This window comes from Sulfitobacter sp. G21635-S1 (assembly GCF_027213915.1).
Classification (GTDB): domain Bacteria; phylum Pseudomonadota; class Alphaproteobacteria; order Rhodobacterales; family Rhodobacteraceae; genus Sulfitobacter.
Genome location: NZ_JAPWGV010000020.1, coordinates 96,099 through 112,345, shown reverse-complemented (window position 1 = coordinate 112,345; position 16,247 = coordinate 96,099). Strand labels below are relative to the sequence as shown.

Annotated in this window: 16 protein-coding genes, 1 tRNA gene and 1 pseudogene; 8 read left to right on the top strand and 10 right to left on the bottom strand. The window is 60.2% G+C overall.

Annotated features, from left to right (window positions below; translation table 11 throughout):
* Window positions 1-143 precede the first annotated feature (143 nt).
* From O4H53_RS18490 to O4H53_RS18480, 3 genes and pseudogenes are all read left to right on the top strand, one after another.
* A protein-coding gene (locus O4H53_RS18490) for an IS5 family transposase (protein ID WP_269366138.1) occupies window positions 144-901 on the top strand; the annotation gives its coding sequence in 2 pieces (ribosomal slippage) (window positions 144-465 and window positions 465-901; 759 coding nt in all).
* Between the two features lie 13 nt (window positions 902-914).
* A pseudogene (locus O4H53_RS18485) lies at window positions 915-1,919 on the top strand (bifunctional transcriptional activator/DNA repair enzyme AdaA); the annotation flags it as partial.
* Entirely contained in the window at window positions 1,850-2,677 is an 828-nt protein-coding gene (locus O4H53_RS18480) for an isocitrate lyase/PEP mutase family protein (RefSeq protein ID WP_269366136.1), read from the top strand. The pseudogene O4H53_RS18485 and the gene O4H53_RS18480, both read left to right, overlap by 70 nt.
* A gap of 61 nt (window positions 2,678-2,738) precedes the next feature.
* On the opposite strand, the gene O4H53_RS18475 is transcribed toward O4H53_RS18480, so the two are convergent.
* The 8 genes from O4H53_RS18475 to leuC form a co-directional block, all read right to left on the bottom strand.
* Window positions 2,739-2,815: transfer RNA gene (locus tag O4H53_RS18475), tRNA-Pro, on the bottom strand.
* 20 nt (window positions 2,816-2,835) lie between these two features.
* Window positions 2,836-3,861 (bottom strand): DMT family transporter, encoded by a 1,026-nt coding sequence (locus tag O4H53_RS18470; protein WP_269366135.1) that lies wholly within the window; start codon window positions 3,859-3,861, stop codon window positions 2,836-2,838.
* A gap of 118 nt (window positions 3,862-3,979) precedes the next feature.
* The gene (gene leuB / locus O4H53_RS18465) at window positions 3,980-5,086 is read right to left on the bottom strand and encodes a 3-isopropylmalate dehydrogenase (protein ID WP_269366133.1); all 1,107 of its coding nucleotides are present in this window, start codon (window positions 5,084-5,086) and stop codon (window positions 3,980-3,982) included.
* 83 nt (window positions 5,087-5,169) lie between these two features.
* A complete protein-coding gene (locus tag O4H53_RS18460; protein WP_443069616.1) occupies window positions 5,170-6,099 on the bottom strand; it encodes an endonuclease/exonuclease/phosphatase family protein in 930 nt (309 codons plus the stop codon).
* 59 nt (window positions 6,100-6,158) lie between these two features.
* On the bottom strand, window positions 6,159-6,995 hold the full coding sequence (locus O4H53_RS18455; RefSeq protein WP_269366131.1) for a hypothetical protein: 837 nt from the start codon (window positions 6,993-6,995) through the stop codon (window positions 6,159-6,161).
* A gap of 291 nt (window positions 6,996-7,286) precedes the next feature.
* Entirely contained in the window at window positions 7,287-7,892 is a 606-nt protein-coding gene (leuD, locus tag O4H53_RS18450) for a 3-isopropylmalate dehydratase small subunit (RefSeq protein ID WP_114273800.1), read from the bottom strand.
* 87 nt (window positions 7,893-7,979) lie between these two features.
* Window positions 7,980-8,501 carry an HdeD family acid-resistance protein gene (locus O4H53_RS18445; RefSeq protein WP_269366128.1) on the bottom strand — a complete coding sequence of 174 codons (522 nt, stop codon included), beginning with the start codon at window positions 8,499-8,501 and terminating at the stop codon, window positions 7,980-7,982.
* Window positions 8,502-8,557: 56 nt separating this feature from the next.
* Window positions 8,558-9,964 carry a 3-isopropylmalate dehydratase large subunit gene (gene leuC / locus O4H53_RS18440; protein ID WP_269366126.1) on the bottom strand — a complete coding sequence of 469 codons (1,407 nt, stop codon included), beginning with the start codon at window positions 9,962-9,964 and terminating at the stop codon, window positions 8,558-8,560.
* A gap of 290 nt (window positions 9,965-10,254) precedes the next feature.
* Here leuC and O4H53_RS18435 point away from each other — a divergent pair, with 290 nt between their 5' ends.
* The 4 genes from O4H53_RS18435 to rlmH all read left to right on the top strand — a co-directional run bounded on the left by O4H53_RS18435 (window position 10,255) and on the right by rlmH (window position 13,547).
* Window positions 10,255-11,607, top strand: a complete 1,353-nt coding sequence (locus O4H53_RS18435) for a mechanosensitive ion channel family protein (RefSeq protein ID WP_269366125.1) — start codon at window positions 10,255-10,257, stop codon at window positions 11,605-11,607.
* Between the two features lie 62 nt (window positions 11,608-11,669).
* Window positions 11,670-12,455: a hypothetical protein gene (locus tag O4H53_RS18430; protein ID WP_269366122.1), complete on the top strand. Its 786-nt coding sequence runs from the start codon at window positions 11,670-11,672 to the stop codon at window positions 12,453-12,455.
* Between the two features lie 237 nt (window positions 12,456-12,692).
* On the top strand, window positions 12,693-13,058 hold the full coding sequence (gene rsfS / locus O4H53_RS18425; protein WP_114274410.1) for a ribosome silencing factor: 366 nt from the start codon (window positions 12,693-12,695) through the stop codon (window positions 13,056-13,058).
* An 18-nt stretch (window positions 13,059-13,076) separates the two neighbouring features.
* Window positions 13,077-13,547, top strand: a complete 471-nt coding sequence (rlmH, locus tag O4H53_RS18420; RefSeq protein ID WP_269366120.1) for a 23S rRNA (pseudouridine(1915)-N(3))-methyltransferase RlmH — start codon at window positions 13,077-13,079, stop codon at window positions 13,545-13,547.
* A gap of 36 nt (window positions 13,548-13,583) precedes the next feature.
* On the opposite strand, the gene O4H53_RS18415 is transcribed toward rlmH, so the two are convergent.
* Window positions 13,584-13,937: a hypothetical protein gene (locus O4H53_RS18415; RefSeq protein WP_114273795.1), complete on the bottom strand. Its 354-nt coding sequence runs from the start codon at window positions 13,935-13,937 to the stop codon at window positions 13,584-13,586.
* A 43-nt stretch (window positions 13,938-13,980) separates the two neighbouring features.
* Complete coding sequence (locus O4H53_RS18410; protein ID WP_269366118.1) at window positions 13,981-14,673, bottom strand: DUF599 domain-containing protein; 693 nt, start codon at window positions 14,671-14,673, stop codon at window positions 13,981-13,983.
* Window positions 14,674-14,752: 79 nt separating this feature from the next.
* On the opposite strand from O4H53_RS18410, the gene O4H53_RS18405 reads away from it, so the two are divergent.
* Window positions 14,753-16,201 (top strand): FAD-linked oxidase C-terminal domain-containing protein, encoded by a 1,449-nt coding sequence (locus tag O4H53_RS18405; protein ID WP_269366116.1) that lies wholly within the window; start codon window positions 14,753-14,755, stop codon window positions 16,199-16,201.
* Window positions 16,202-16,247: the final 46 nt, after the last annotated feature.

The following is a 16,247-nucleotide window of genomic DNA, read 5'->3' as shown; positions in this document are numbered from 1 at the left end:
TACACCGCCCCATCACCGATCTTCGCCAAGCCCGGTGATGGGGTATCAATAACAGATCAGAGATACAGAAGGGTCAGGACCCATTAACTGATTGAGCTTGTGGCGCTGTCATGATTCACGGCCCCCAGTTTTAGGGGGATATGATGAGCAATCTTTATTGGCTGACGGAGGCGCAAATGCAGCGGCTTCGGCCGTACTTTCCAAAGAGCCGAGGTCGCGCACGGGTGGATGATCGTCGTGTTTTGAGTGGCATTATTTTCATCAATCGCAATGGTTTACGCTGGTGCGATGCGCCCGCCGCGTATGGTCCGCCCAAGACGTTGTACAACCGCTGGAAGCGCTGGAGTGATATGGGCGTATTCGCGCGGATCATGATGGGGCTGGCCGAGCAGGCCGCCGACAACAAGACCATCTCAATCGACGCCACCTACCTCAAGGCACATCGTACGGCCTCCAGCCTGCGGTTAAAAAAGGGGGGCGAGGACGTCTGATCGGGCTGACCAAGGGCGGTATGAATACCAAGCTGCACGCAATCATAGACACCAGCGGACGACCAATCCGCCTCTTCATCACAGCAGGACAAGTTAGTGATTATACTGGTGCAGCCGCCTTGATGAATGGTTTGCCTGAGGCTGAATGGCTCCTCGCTGACAGAGGGTACGATGCTGATTGGTTCCGTGAAGCCCTTGTGGACAAGGGCACAAGGCCCTGCATTCCTGGCCGCAAGTCGCGCAAGAACACCGTCAAGTATGACAAGCGCCGCTACAAACGACGTAATCGCATCGAGAGAATGTTCGGTAAGCTCAAGGACTGGCGGCGCATCGCAACCCGCTACGACAGATCACCAACCGTATTCCTCTCCGCAATCGCCCTCGCAGCAACCGTCATATTCTGGTTATGAGTCCTGACCCTACGGGCAAGCCTATGTCGGCGTGTCAACAACAGGTGTGTTTTGCCGCCTGACCTGTCCTGCGCGCAAGCCAAAGTCAGAGAATTGCACCTTCTATCCGTCGGTCGGCGCTTGCCTCGAAGCAGGCTTTCGCGCTTGCAAACGATGTCACCCGCTGCAGCCGATGGCCTCTGCCGATCCGTCGATCACCGCGCTGCTGGCGGCATTGGACGAGCGGCCGACATATCGCTGGTCGGAACACGACATTGAACGCATGGGGTTCGATCTTTCGACGGTCAGAAGAAGTTTCAAACGCCAGTTCGGCATGACGTTTCTAGAGATGGCGCGACAGCGGCGATTGCGGGATGGATTTGAGACGATTGCCGGAGGCGGGCAGGTCATTGATGCGCAATTGGATGCAGGCTTCGACTCTCCCAGCGCATTCCGTGCGTCCTTTTCCAGGCTACTGGGGCGCGCGCCCGGCAGGCTGGACAGCACGCCGCTTCTTTTTGCCGACTGGATCGAAACGCCGCTGGGCAACATGATTTCGGTTTGCAGCACGTCCCGGCTGCATCTGCTGGAGTTTCTGGATCGCAAGGCATTGAAAACAGAGCTTGGCAAACTGGATGCCTTTGCCAAGGGCAAGATCGGTATCGGGAAAACCGGCCCCGGTGCGCAGATCAAAAGCGAACTGGAGGCCTTTTTTGATGGAACCTCCGCCCGGTTCTCGACCCCGCTGGCTTTCGGGGGCTCTGCTTTTGCCCGAAGTGTCTGGGCCGAATTGGTGCAGATCCCACCCGGCGTGACCCGCAGCTATTCCGAGATCGCCAAGCGGATCGGGCGGCCCTCGGCGACCCGCGCCGTTGCGCGTGCAAATGGCGCGAATCAGATTGCGCTAGCCGTACCTTGTCATAGGGTTCTTGGTGCGGATGGATCACTGACGGGATATGGCGGCGGGCTTTGGCGCAAACAAAAACTTCTCGAAATCGAACGACACTTCAAAACAACCTCAAAGGACATCGCGGAATGAAGGATCATGCAGCAAAGAGTGCTCAGTTCAGGACAATGCACGTAAAGGGCGATCCGCTGGTCCTCTATAACATCTGGGACGCCGGCGGTGCGCGGACGGTAGAGAAGGCGGGTGCAAAGGCAATCGCAACCGGCAGTTGGTCGATGGCGGCAGCGCATGGATTTGCAGATGGGGAAACCATCCCGCTGGACCTGGTCGCCCAGCTGGTTGAACGTATTGCAGTCTCGGTCGATCTTCCGCTCACGGTAGATTTTGAAAGCGGCTATGCCACTGCACCAGACGAAGTTGCAGAAAATGTGCGCCGGATCATTCGGGCAGGTGCCATCGGGATCAATTTCGAAGATCAGATCGTGCAGGGCGATGGGCTTTTTTCCATTCAGGATCAGGTGCAGCGGATCAAGGCCATCCGCAGTGCCGCTGAGCAGGAAGGCGTCGATCTGTTCATCAACGCGCGGACGGATCTTTTTCTGGCCTCTGACCCATCCGAGCACGAAGGTCTGGTCGACGAAGCCATCAGGCGCGAAGCCGCATACAAGGATGCAGGTGCCAATGGGTTCTTTATCCCGGGGCTTGACGCCACACGGCTCATCAAAAGAATCGTGGATGCCGTGAGCTTGCCCGTGAACGTCATGATGATGGGGAATCTGACCTCAATCCGGGACGTTGCGCAAACCGGTGTTTCCCGGGTCAGCTATGGCCCCGGGCCATACCGCAGCGCGCAGTCTGATCTGAAGGCACGCTTTGAGGCTCTGCAATGACGGCTGTCTGTTCAGGCGATGAACCTTTGAAAACCGGTCTTGCCTGATGAAATCTTGTTATTGGTCGGGCTGAGAGGATTCGAACCTCCGACCCCCTGCTCCCGAAGCAGGTGCGCTACCAGGCTGCGCTACAGCCCGACCGATGCGCGCCACATAGCTTAGTGGCGCTGCCTTGGCAATTGTTCTCTTACACTTGCGACAGTCTTGCGTGCGATCAGGCTGAGGCGGGGCATGCCGCCCATTTCCGGTCTGCGGCTGAGATTGTTCAGCACAGGCAGATGTTCCGATGTGCCGCCGCCTGTTTCGCGCAGAACGATATAGCCGCCGCTGGCAATGATGATGCCCGCTCCGATGAATGTCGTCAGGTCCGAGGTTTCCGCAAAGAACAGCCAGCCAAACAACGTGGCCCAGAGGATTTGGCTGTACTGCATCGGGGCAACGATGGCTGCATCGGCAAGGGTATAGGCACGGATCATCAGGCTCATCGCGGTGACGGCAAGCAGGGCGATGAGCAGCACAAGGCCGAGATCGGCAAGGGGCATCGGAACATAGACAAACGGCAGGATGCACAGCATCACACCGAAATTGGCCAGCAGCGGATAAAGCAGCAGGACCTCTCGCCGTTCCCGCGCGCCGATCTTGCGCATCACGACAGCCGCAAGGGCGCTGCCAAAGGCAGATACCAGTGCGGCCAGATGGCCAAGGCCCAATTCGGCCGACCCCGGCCGCAGCACCACCAGCACCCCGATCAGGCCGGCAAGGACAGCGAGCCAGCGATGCACACGCACGACCTCTCCCAGCAGGGGGACGGACAGGACCGTGATGATCAATGGCGAGGCAAAGAGAATTGCATAGGTCTCGGCCAGGGGCAGGACGGCAAAGGCGTAAAAAGCGCAGAAACCGCCGATCACGACGGCAGCGGTGCGCACCCCCGCCCAGAACGGATCGCGCGGGCGCAGGTTCTCTGCCTTCGTGTCACTGACCAGCATCAGCGTCACCATCGGAAAGCTCAGCAGCACCACAAAGAAAACGATCTGGAATGGCGAATAGGTGCTGCCAAGCGTTTTGATCGCCGCATCGTGGCTGGCATAGAGCGCAAAGGCCAGCAGCCCTGTCAGCACGCCCCTAAGGGTGGTGCTGCGGACCTGCTGGTGATTTTCACTGGTCACGGTCGCCTCGGGCATGTCGCCGAGTTAATATTGCCAGGGTGCAGCGTAAAGGGCCGACTGGGCAATTCGTCGGCTTGCGCAGAATATTTGGTCGGCCTGCGCAAGCGCTGTGCATCGCGTTAAGCCACAGCCGTCACAGGCTGGCGTCCAGTGCCGCCAGGATCACATCACCCATTTCGGTGGTGGAAATCGGTGTGCCGCCGTCGGGACCCATCAGGTCAGCGGTGCGCGCGCCATCGGCGAGAACCTTTTCGACCGCCTGTTCCAGCCGCGTCGCCTCGTCCCCCTGGTCAAAGGAATAGCGCAGCGCCATGGCGAAGCTGAGGATGCAGGCAATCGGGTTCGCCTTGCCCTGGCCCGCGATGTCAGGGGCGGAGCCGTGAACGGGTTCGTAGAGGGCCTTGGGCCGGCCATCGGCATTCGGCGCGCCAAGCGAGGCGGAGGGCAGCATGCCCAGCGACCCGGTCAGCATCGCGGCGCAATCGGACAGGATGTCGCCGAACAGGTTGTCGGTCACGATCACGTCGAACTGCTTGGGCGCGCGGACAAGCTGCATCGCGCCGTTGTCGGCATACATGTGGCTCAACTCGACATCCGGATAATCCGCGTCGCGCACGCGCTGAACGACTTCACGCCAGAGTACGCCCGATTCCATCACGTTGGCCTTCTCCATCGAGCAGACCTTGTTGCCGCGGCGGCGGGCCAGTTCGAAGGCCGAGCGGGCCACGCGTTCGATTTCGGATTCGGTGTAGCGCTGGGTGTTGATGCCGACGCGTTCGTTGCCTTCCTCGAAGATGCCGCGCGGTTCCCCGAAATAGACGCCCGATGTCAGCTCGCGCACGATCATGATGTCGAGCCCGGCGACCACGTCCTTTTTCAGCGAGGAGAAATCAGCCAGGGCATCAAAGCATTGTGCCGGGCGCAGGTTTGAGAACAGGTCCATCTCCTTGCGCAGGCGCAACAGGCCACGCTCGGGTTTCAGGCTGAAATCGAGGTTGTCGTATTTCGGACCACCCACGGCGCCAAGAAGGACGGCATCTGCGGCCAGCGCCTTGGCCATCGTATCGTCATGCAGCGGAGTGCCATGCTTGTCATATGCGGCGCCGCCGACCAGATCATGTTCGACAGTGAAGGCAAGATCGCGTTTGGCGCCGAACCAGTCGATCACGCGGGCGACCTGCTCCATGACTTCCGGTCCGATGCCGTCACCAGCGAGGATTAACAGGGTGGGATTTGCCATGGGATGCTCCTGAAAGATCATGTTTCAGGCGGCGTAGCCTGCCCGGCGCGGCGGGTCAAGTTGGGCTTGGCAGCTGGCCGGTATCAGGTCCCCAATTCGACCCAAACAAGCTGATGGCGGCTTGCCTCCGGATGGGGTGCGGTGATCCCTGATCCGATGACGGTCCAATCGGCAGAGGGCAGGACGTAGTCCACCCGCAGCGGCCCGGTTTGCGGCCAGTTCACACTGGCCTGTTCCGGCAAAGGGTCTTGCAGACGTGTGTCGCCCAGCAACCGGCGAATGGCGATGTTGCGGCCATCCCCCCGGTTCGGATCAAGGTTCGCATCGCCGGTCAGGATAAACCGTGCAACAGGCGGGGGGCCGAATTGACCATCAAGGTACTGCCGCCAGAATTCTGTCTCATCGTGGTTGCGCCTGCCATTGCGGTCTTCCGGCCCGTCAAAGACCGGGGGCGCGGCGTGATAGGTGAGAATGTGAATGGGCCCCAGGGCGGGATGCGAAATGGGCACCACCCAATGCCCGTTGCTGGACAGGCGCTGGATCGCCAATGCCTCGGCGCTGGGGAAAGGCGCCTGCCGCGTTCCGGGCAAAAGCGCACCCGGCAGTTCGCGCCAGAGCAGGGTCGAATAATCCTGCACCTCTGATTGTCTGATCGGAAAGCGGGACAGTATCGCCATGGCTCCCTGGCCAAAGAAATGTCCGAAACCCTGGGCATCACCCGGCCCGCCAACTCTGCTGTCGCCATCCAGGTCCAGGTCTGTCATCAGGCCTGCATTGGGCGGGCCTGCGTATCGGTAGGGATAGGTCAGGCCGCGCGCCCTGATCTGCGCGGCAAGGGCCTCCAGGGTGCGCCCTTCCAGGTCATAGTCCACGCCCTGAAGAGCCAGGACATCGGCGCGGGCGGTGACCAGCACGTCGACCACGGCGACGACCTGCGGATCGTCGCCCTTCAGAATGTCCCGCAGCAGGAGGCCAGGGCCCTCGCGCGCAAGTTCGGTGTTGTAGGTGGCAATCCGGATGCTCTCGGCCGATGCTGCCGAGACGCTGCAGATCAGGCAGAGGAAAAGGGCAATCAGGCAGTCTGGAATGGGGTATCCGCGTCGGCGTAGGTGCGGCGACGCTTGTCTTCGATCATGTCGGCGACCTTGCCCATTGCAAGGCCACGCATGATCATGCTGGCAGGCAGAAAGGCCCATGCGCTGATTGTCCAGATCAGGGTTTGCGGATTTTGCAATGTGATCGGGTCTATCAGGTCAGACGCCGCCTTGACCAGAGCGGGGATGATAAAGGGCAGCAGGAAACCCAGTGCGATATTCACGCGGGCATCGCGTTGCAGGCGGTATACAACATCGCCCCCGACTGTCGGGTCGAACAGGGGGAGGTTGACCCATACGTTGAAAATACCTTTGCGGGCGGGCCAGTTCATCACGCGGACAAGGATCAGGAAGGCGGTCATTGCCACCAGCGAAATCAGATAGGCAAGCCCGGCAGAGGTCCGCACGGAGGCAACCAGTTCGGGGTTGGCGGATTCGGGCAGCATCAGGACCACAAGGCGCACCGGCGAATAGGGAAAGTCGACAGCATTGCCGATGATTGTCCCGACGGAGGTCAAGGCGCCGGTCAGCAGGGTCGGCTCGGTTGCGCCCCGCAAGATCATGCTCAGCAGCAGCACCGTCACGAAGAGCGAGGCAAAGCGCAGCCGGTTGAAAGGCGGTGCATCGCGGAATTCCATGATGCTGGGAAAGTTGGAGTTGTATTCGACGAAGGTCAGGAAGGCGGCCAGCAGTGCAACGAGAACGGAGATCTGTGTGGAATCGGCAGCCACGCCCGGAAGCACAAGCGCTGGCAGCAATACCAACAGGGCCACAAAGAGACCACGCGCCGCGGCGCCTGTCATCCGTCCGATCACTAGTTTTCCCTTCCAAACTGGCCAGCCGCGGTGCATTGCCGCGTACTTGTCCCAACTTGCTGCCCCCGGGGTTTGGGGACCTGCCTCATTATCGCCCAATTTGTGCCTTCTTTCGTCTCAATCCTCAAGACTATTGATGAACAGAACTTAAACCTTGGGGCTTTTTGAGGGCAGGGGTGGTGCCATCTTGCATCTATTTTCGGGCAGGAAAATGGCGCGATCCATATCTTGTGGGCGAAATGGTATCGCCCACAAGTGCTTTGAAATCTCTGCTGAAATATTCAGCGTCTGTCAGACCCAGGGCCGGCTTTGCGCGACGGCTGTTTCGAAACTGTCGATGGCGGCGGCCTTTTCCATGGTCAGGCCGATGTCGTCGAGGCCGTTCATCAGGCAGTGTTTCTTGAAGGAATCGAGCTCGAAGGAAAAGGTCTCGCCGTCAGATGTTGTGACGGTTTGCGCTTCGAGGTCGATGGTCATGCGCGCATTTGCGCCCTTCTCTGCGTCCTTCATCAGGACATCGACCTGTTCCTGCGGCAGGGCGATGGGCAGAATGCCGTTCTTGAAGCAGTTGTTGTAGAAGATATCGGCATAGGAAGGGGCAATCACGCAGCGGATGCCAAAATCCTTGATCGCCCAGGGCGCATGTTCACGCGACGATCCGCAACCGAAGTTGTCGCCGGCCACAAGGATTTCCGCATCGCGGTATTGCGGTTTGTTCAGGACGAAATCCGGGATTTCATTGCCATTGTCGTCGTACCGCATCTCGTCGAACAGGTTCACCCCAAGGCCGGAGCGCTTGATGGTTTTCAGAAACTGCTTGGGGATGATCATGTCGGTGTCGATATTGATCATGGGCATTGGTGCCGCAATGCCGGTGAGGGTGTCAAACTTGTCCATTGAAATGAACTCCTGTTTCAGGGCCACGCAGAGAGGGGGCCAGATAGTTGGATGCACCTGTCAGAGGTGCTTTTGATGTGATGGCTTTCATGGCTGCCGGTTGCGCAGGACAAGGCCGACGGCGGCAAAACCGACGCCGTCCATGACCAGTTGAATGCCCAGCAGAAGCCCCAGCAGTTGCGTCGCCAGCGACTGGAAGTCGGAAAAGATCACGACCCCCACAAGAAGCGAGGCAGCGCCGGACAGCAGGAGCGGCACATAAGAAGGCGTGTCCCGGCCTGCCCGAGTTGCCCAGATGATCCGCGCGATGCCGGAAATGACAAAACCCGCGCCGACGACGATGGCCAGGGAAATCGTGCCCTCCAGCGGGTTGGCCAGCAGCCAGACACCGACCACAAGGGTGATCAGGGCGATGATCCAGTTCAGCGCACCGTCAAAGCCTGTCCCGGTCTTGAACAGCAGCCAAAGCTGCAGGATGCCGCCCAGCAGGAAAAAGATACCGACCAGGGTGGTGACCGCGATCGAAGCGGCGAGCGGATTCGCGATGGCAAGAATGCCGCCGATGATCAGCACGACGCCCATGAGGACAAGTGTAAGCCAGGGTTTCATAGCATTTTTTCCTTCAGATGCCCGGTATGCCAGCCGGGGTTCGGCTGGCACCGGTGTTACATCATGGTCCGAACATCGGTCAGCTTGCCGGTGATCGCCGCCGCCGCTGCCATGGCGGGTGACATCAGGTGGGTGCGTCCTCCCCGGCCCTGACGGCCTTCGAAGTTGCGGTTCGAGGTGGCCGCGCAGCGTTCACCGGGTGACAGCTGATCGGGGTTCATCGCCAGACACATGGAGCAGCCGGCCAGACGCCATTCGAACCCGGCCTCCTTGAAGATATCGGCAAGGCCTTCTTCCTCGGCCTGGGCGCGGACAAGGCCCGAACCGGGGACGATCATGGCGCGCAGGCCTTCCTTGATCTTCCTGCCCTTGAGGATCGCAGCGGCGGCGCGCAGGTCCTCGATCCGGCCGTTGGTGCAGGATCCGATAAAGACGGTGTCGATTTCCACTTCGGACAGCGGTGTGCCGGCGGTCAGCCCCATGTAGTCGAGCGAGCGCTGGGCCGCCCCAACCTTGCCGCCCTTGAAATCGGATGCGGCGGGAACATTGGCGGTGATGGGCAGCACGTCCTCGGGGGAGGTGCCCCAGGTCACGACCGGCGCGATGTCCTCGCCCTTGAGCGTGATCACCTTGTCCCAATGGGCATCGTCGTCGGAATAGAGGGTTTTCCACCAGTCCATCGCGGCTTCCCACTGCGCGCCTTTCGGTGCGTGGGGGCGACCCTTGCAATATTCAAAGGTCTTTTCATCCGGTGCGATCAGGCCCGCGCGCGCGCCGCCTTCGATTGCCATGTTGCAGACCGTCATGCGCCCTTCCATCGACAGATCGCGAATGGCCTCGCCGCAGTATTCGATGACATAGCCGGTGCCGCCCGCCGTGCCGGTGGCGCCGATGACGGACAGGGTGATGTCCTTGGCGGTGACGCCGGGGCTCAACTTGCCGGTGATCTCGACCTTCATGTTCTTGGATTTCTTCTGGATCAGCGTCTGGGTGGCCAGCACGTGCTCCACCTCTGACGTGCCGATGCCATGGGCCAGCGCGCCGAAAGCGCCGTGGGTCGCCGTATGGCTGTCGCCGCAGACCACGGTCATGCCTGGCAGGGTCCAGCCCTGTTCCGGTCCGACGATATGCACGATGCCCTGACGCACATCGGTCACCGGATAGTAATGCAGGCCGAATTCCTTTGCATTGGTGTCAAGCGCTGCCACCTGGATACGGCTGTCTTCGGTCATCGTCTCGGCATTGGCGCGATCCAGGGTGGTCGGCACGTTGTGGTCCGGCACCGCGATTGTCTTTTCCGGTGCGCGGACAGTGCGACCGGTCATGCGCAGCCCTTCAAAGGCCTGCGGGCTTGTCACCTCGTGGACAAGGTGACGGTCGATGTAGAGCAGACAGGTGCCATCCTCGGCCTCGTGGGCCACGTGGGCATCCCAGATTTTGTCGTAAAGCGTTTTGGGGGACATGGGTCCTCTCCCGTATTGGTGGTGTGGAACAGGCGAAAGGGCCGCGCGGTTGCGCGGCGGGCAGGCTTATAGGCGTGCCAGCACCGTATGCGTGGCACCGAAAAAGCGTTCGCGCAGCCGTGCGCGATCAGTTTGATCAAAGACCTGTATCATGGGGATGAGATAAGGCACCGCGCAGATTCCCGCAAGGTACCTCTTGATGCAGGCCGGTGCCGCCGGAAAGGACCCCCGCCGTTGCGGGGATTGGGGTAATGTGCAAGCATGAAACCGGTACGGTAGCGAGGCAAGACATGGATCAACCCACAGACCCGTTTGCACATTTCCTGGGTTCGCTTGAGAGCGTCTGGATCAACGCGATGGGATTTGTTTCGGGGGTGATCCAGCCGGGATGGCGGCAGAACCAGGTGCTGATCGTGCTGGGGCTGGCGCTGGTTGCATGGGTCCTGCACCGGTTCAGCGATCGGGCCGTCCGCAATTGGGTGCGGTCACGGCAGGGCTGGGCAAAGTGGCAGCTGCGGGTGATCGTGCAGGTGCGCCGCAGACTGGGTCTGATCTGGTTCTCGCTGATGGCCTATATGGTCTACACGGTGATGCAGAACGTCACCTGGCCATCGCGGTCCTATTTGATCGGTCTGGCGGCAACCCTGGCGATTGTCTGGGTCGGCATCGCCTTTGCGGCGCAGCTGGTGCGCAACCGGCCGCTGCGCCGCATCGTGACCTGGGCCTTGTGGATCTACGCGACGCTCTATTTCCTCAACATTTCGGACGATGTGGCGGCATTCCTGGACGGTCTTGCCATCGAAGTCGGTGATTTCCGCCTGTCCGTCCTGACCCTGATCACCGCGCTGGTGGTGATCGGCGCGCTCTTCACGGTTGCACGGCTGGTCAGTCAGGCGACCGCCAGCACAATCAGAAAGAACGAGGAAATAAGCCCTTCGATGCAGGTGCTTGCGGTCAAGGGCATCCAGCTTGCCCTTTATGGCTTTGCATTCTTCATGGGGGTCAAGGCGGTCGGCATCGACCTGACCGGGCTTGCGGTGCTGTCGGGTGCCATCGGTGTCGGCCTTGGTTTCGGTCTGCAAAAGGTGGTGTCGAACCTTGTCTCGGGCGTCATCATCCTGATCGACAAGTCGATCAAGCCGGGCGATGTGATCTCACTGGGAGAGACATTCGGCTGGATCCAGACTTTGGGCGCGCGCTATGCGTCGGTCGTTACGCGGGATGGCAAGGAATACCTGATCCCGAACGAGGACCTGATCACCGGGCAGGTGGTCAACTGGTCCCATTCGAATGATTTCGTGCGTTTGGACATCTATTTCGGCACGGCCTATGGCGATGACCCCCATGTGGTCCGCAAACTGGCGATCGAGGCTGCCTCGGGTGTGGAAAGGGTGCTCAGCTTCAAGGCACCGGTTTGTCACATCGTCGGCTTTGGCGACAGTTCGGTCGATTACATCCTGCGTTTCTGGATCAAGGACCCCACCGGCGGGCTGACCAATATTCGCGGCAATGTCTATCTGGCGCTTTGGGATGCATTCAAGGAAAACAACATTTCCATCCCCTTCCCGCAGCGCGAGGTCCTGATGCTGGAAGACAGCAAGCTGGCGCTGTCGCGCAACGTCCGGAACCCGGTACAGGATTGACTTGCTTTGCGCCGGTACAGGGGTAATTTTCCTGAAACGCCAAGGCACCCGGGGGAAATTCCATGACAGAACGCGGTCCGGTTGTTCTGATTCTGGGGTCCGGTCCAAATGTCGTGCAGGCTGCCGGTTGGCACAGATCCCTTTTCGATCACATCGTGGTGATCAACAACGCCTGGCAGGTCCGACCGGACTGGGACGCCCTGGTGTTTCCCGAGGATTTTCCGGCTCACCGTATGCCGCCACGGGTTGGCCCGGACCAGACCCTGGTCGATGCCAGCGCCTTTGTGCCCGCGCAGAACCGCTATGGCGGTTTCGTTTTTGCCGGCGCGACGATGGCTTTTACAACGGCCTATTGGGCGCTGGCTGAATACCGGCCCGGCGTTATGGCATTCATGGGCTGTGACATGGTTTATCCCGATCAGGGGCCAACGCATTTCTACGGGGCCGGTGCCGCCGATCCGCTGCGGGCCGACATATCGCTGCGCGATCTCGGGGCCAAGTCGGCACGTCTATCGGTCCTGGCGGCTTTGCAGGGTTGCGCCTGCGTGAACCTGTCCGGCGATGTGTCCCGCCTGATGTTTCCACGATGTGACGCGGCTGACCTGCACGAGGTGACAGAAGCGGGAGCGGTCGACCGGCACATGGTAGGCAGCCTGCTGGCGCGGGAACGCGCCTTGGGATATGCAACGCCTGATGGCCGCCATGACGCCTTGCAGGAAAGGGCCGATCTGGAAGCGCTGGATGCGCTGGACAGGGATTGGCAGGGCTTTTTCGGATCTGCAACGGGGCGCGCGCAATCAGACGGCAGAACAGCGTTTCCAACTGGTCAATCTCCTCCAGCGGTGTGAGTGGTTTCGAGCAGGAAGTTCGCGGCCTGTTGAAAGATATTGGTGCCGGAGAAAGCGGCATCATCAGCCGGGAAGGCCGGTAAATGCCGACAAATCCCGGTTGTCATTGAATTGTCACCCCTGGATTGCTAATTTGGGGTTACCCAGCATCGGGGGAAACGGTGCATTGAAAAGGAGGACAATGTCCTGTCAACCCAAGCCAACGCAGCTTTGGCTGCGAACCCTCAGGCGGCTGTCATGACGGCCACTGCTGATATGGCCACAAGCGATGCTGTGCTGGCTGCTGTTCTCAACTCTCTTCAAGACGACAAGGCCGAAGACATCGTGCAGATTGATCTGCGCGGGAAGACGGCAATTGGCGACTACATGGTTATCTGCTCCGGCCGGTCCACACGGCAGGTCTCGGCGATTGCCGAAAAGCTTGCGCAGAATATCAAGGATGAATTCGGTGTAACGCCGAAAATGGAAGGCAAGGACATCGGGGACTGGGTTCTGATCGACACCGGCGATGTCATCGTCCATGTTTTCCGTCCCGAAGTGCGCGACTTCTACCAGCTGGAGAAGATGTGGATGGCGGGCGGTGAGGCCGCAGTTCAGAACTGATCTGCCCGGACCGGCGCGATGCGCGTTCATATCTGTGCCGTCGGGCGCCTGCGCAAAGGTCCCGAAAAGGATCTGGTTGATGACTACCTGACCCGGTTCGACCGGACGGGCAGGGGGCTGAGCCTTGGCCCGGCCCAGGTGATCGAAGTGGATGACCGCAAGGGCGGCGGCATGTCCGCCGAGGCGGCCCTGCTGGAAAAGGCGCTGCCAAAGGGGGCAACCCTGTGCGTTCTGGATGAACGCGGCACCGTTGAGACTTCTCCGAAATTTGCAAAACGTCTGGCGGGCTGGCGCGATGGCGGGGTCGGTGATCTTGCCTTTGTCATTGGGGGCGCCGACGGGATAGACCCAGCCCTGCGCGCAAAGGCGCATCACGGGCTGTCATTCGGCAAGATGGTCTGGCCGCATATGCTGGTACGGGTGATGCTGGCCGAACAATTGTACCGTGCCGCATCCATCCTGTCCGGCGGGCCGTATCACCGCAGCTGACGGGCAGGTAGCCTGAGGCGGTGGCCGTGTCAGACCTTAACGCAGCTTGATGCGTTTGATATCGGGTGACCAGCCGTTCACCGTATCGCGCGCCTGAATGCCGATTTCGGTCACCCCCTCGGGGATGCTGACCCCTGAAAGGGACCGGGTGAAGGGCTGCTCATTCACATGGGGGTGGGCCAGATTGCGCAGGCCCAGTTCCTTGCCGTCGCCATCCACGATGCGCCAGCCATCGGCATAATCGTCCCAGCCGGTATCTGTGTGCTTGATGGTCACATCAAAGTTCCAGGTATCGCCGGTTTTCTTGATGTTGACGTTCTGAATGACCGGCGGGTCCGCCAGCGCGGGTGTCGTGGCAAGAGCTATGGCCAGTATGGATCGCTTGAACATGGGACTCACCTTGGGAGGATTGGAACGTATATATTTACCATATCTACTTTTCCAAGAGTATCCCCCGGGAACGGGAGGCAAACTCCCGTCGCCAGATCACAAATAGTGTCACAAATGCACCAGCGATCAACATCAGGGCGCCCCCCAGCCAGGCCACGCTGGCCAGCCCGAAATAGATCGAGCGCAACCCCCGGTTGAAGCTGCGCGCGGCAAAGATGTTTATTTCAGCGGCCTTGTGGGCCATCCGGGGCGCTTTGGGGTCGGTGGCGTCATTGGGCACCGCCGCCATCAGGACGGAACAATAGCCGAAGAGCCGGTTTGACCAGATGAACTTCAGAAAGGCGTTCGCCAGGAAGAAGACCACAAGCAGCAGTTTGATTTCCCAGACAAAGACGGGCTGATGCGCAAATGTCAGATCCTTTGCCACGCTGGCAAGACGTTCGGCATTGCCAATCAGCGCGAGTGTCCCGCCGATGGCGATCACGCAGGTGGAGGCAAGGAAAGACGAACCCTGCCTCAGCGTGCTGATGGTCTGCGCATCGAAAATGCGGGGCTGGCGGGTGATCATCTGGCGCATCCATTCGCGACGATAATCTGCCATCAGGACCGATACCGAAGGCCGGTGGGCGGCCGGGTTCTCGATCCGCCATCCAAGAGACAGCCAGAGAAGGATGATGATTACCACGGCTGAAAAATCCAGCGGGTCAAACAGGGCAAGGCGGTCGATCCAATTCATGGGTTGTTCATACGCGACTGGAATACTATTGCCATAGCGGTAAATTGGTCATATTATTTTACCAAATTGGAGTAGTGCGATGGAAATGCCGATCCCGGATGCTACGGTCCTTGCCCGCAAGGCACGTATCGTGGCGCGTTTGCGTGACGTATTGCCGGGGAATGCGGTGATCGACGATCCGCGAGAGACGCGGGCCTATGAATGCGACGCGCTGACTGCCTACAGATGCGCGCCGATGGTGGCGGTGCTGCCCTCCACCACGGCGGAAGTCTCTGCTGTTCTGCGGATCTGCCATGCCGAAGGGGTGCCGGTGGTGCCGCGCGGGTCGGGGACATCGCTGGCAGGGGGTGCTTTGCCAACCGCGGATTGCGTGATCCTCGGTGTGGCCCGGATGAATGCGGTGATCGAAACCGATTACGTCAACCGCCTGATACGGGTGCAGACGGGACGCACCAATCTCAGCGTGACGGGTGCGGTCGAGGCGGATGGATTTTTCTATGCGCCCGACCCGTCCAGCCAGCTGGCTTGTGCCATCGCCGGGAACATCGCGATGAATTCGGGCGGGGCACATTGCCTGAAATACGGCGTGACAACCAACAATCTGATGGGGGTCACCATGGTGATGATGGATGGCGAGATTGTTGAGATCGGCGGCGGACATCTCGATGCCGGGGGTCTTGACCTGTTGGGGCTGATCTGCGGATCGGAAGGCCAGCTTGGTGTCGTGACCGAGGCGACGCTGCGGATCCTGCCCAAGCCGGAGGGCGCGCGGCCTGTCCTGATGGGATTTGACGACAATGAGGTGGCAGGGGCCTGTGTGTCGGACATCATCAAGGCGGGTGTGCTGCCGGTGGCGATCGAATTCATGGACCGCCCCTGCATCGAGGCGACGGAGGCTTTTGCAAAGGCGGGATACCCGATGTGCGAGGCATTGCTGATCGTCGAGGTTGAGGGATCAGACGCCGAGATCGACCATCAGCTTTCGCTGATCAAGGAGATTGCACTGCGTCATGACCCGGTAGAGCTGCGCGAAAGCAAATCGGCGGAGGAATCGGCCAAGATCTGGCTTGGCCGCAAGTCTGCCTTTGGCGCGATGGGGCAGATCAACGATTACATGTGCCTTGACGGGACGATTCCGGTCTCTTCCCTGCCGATGGTCTTGCGCCGGATCGGTGAGATGAGCGCGGAATACGGCCTGAAGGTCGGCAACGTCTTTCATGCGGGCGATGGGAACATGCATCCGCTGATCCTGTTCGATGCGAACAAGCCCGGCGATCTGGAGCTGTGCGAAGCCTTCGGGGCAGAAATTCTCAAGCTGTGTGTCGAGGTGGGGGGCTGCCTGACCGGAGAGCATGGCGTGGGGATCGAGAAACGGGACCTCATGCATGTTCAATACGCGCCGGAGGATCTGGAGGCGCAGATGGCGGTGAAAGACGTGTTTGACCCGGCGTGGCTGTTGAACCCGGCCAAGGTGTTCCCGCTGAATGCCTCGGAACGGCGGCGGGCGGCGATGCTGGCGGCTGAGTGATGTCGCCGGGTGACTGCGGCAATGCATTGGGGGCGCTGCCCCCAAA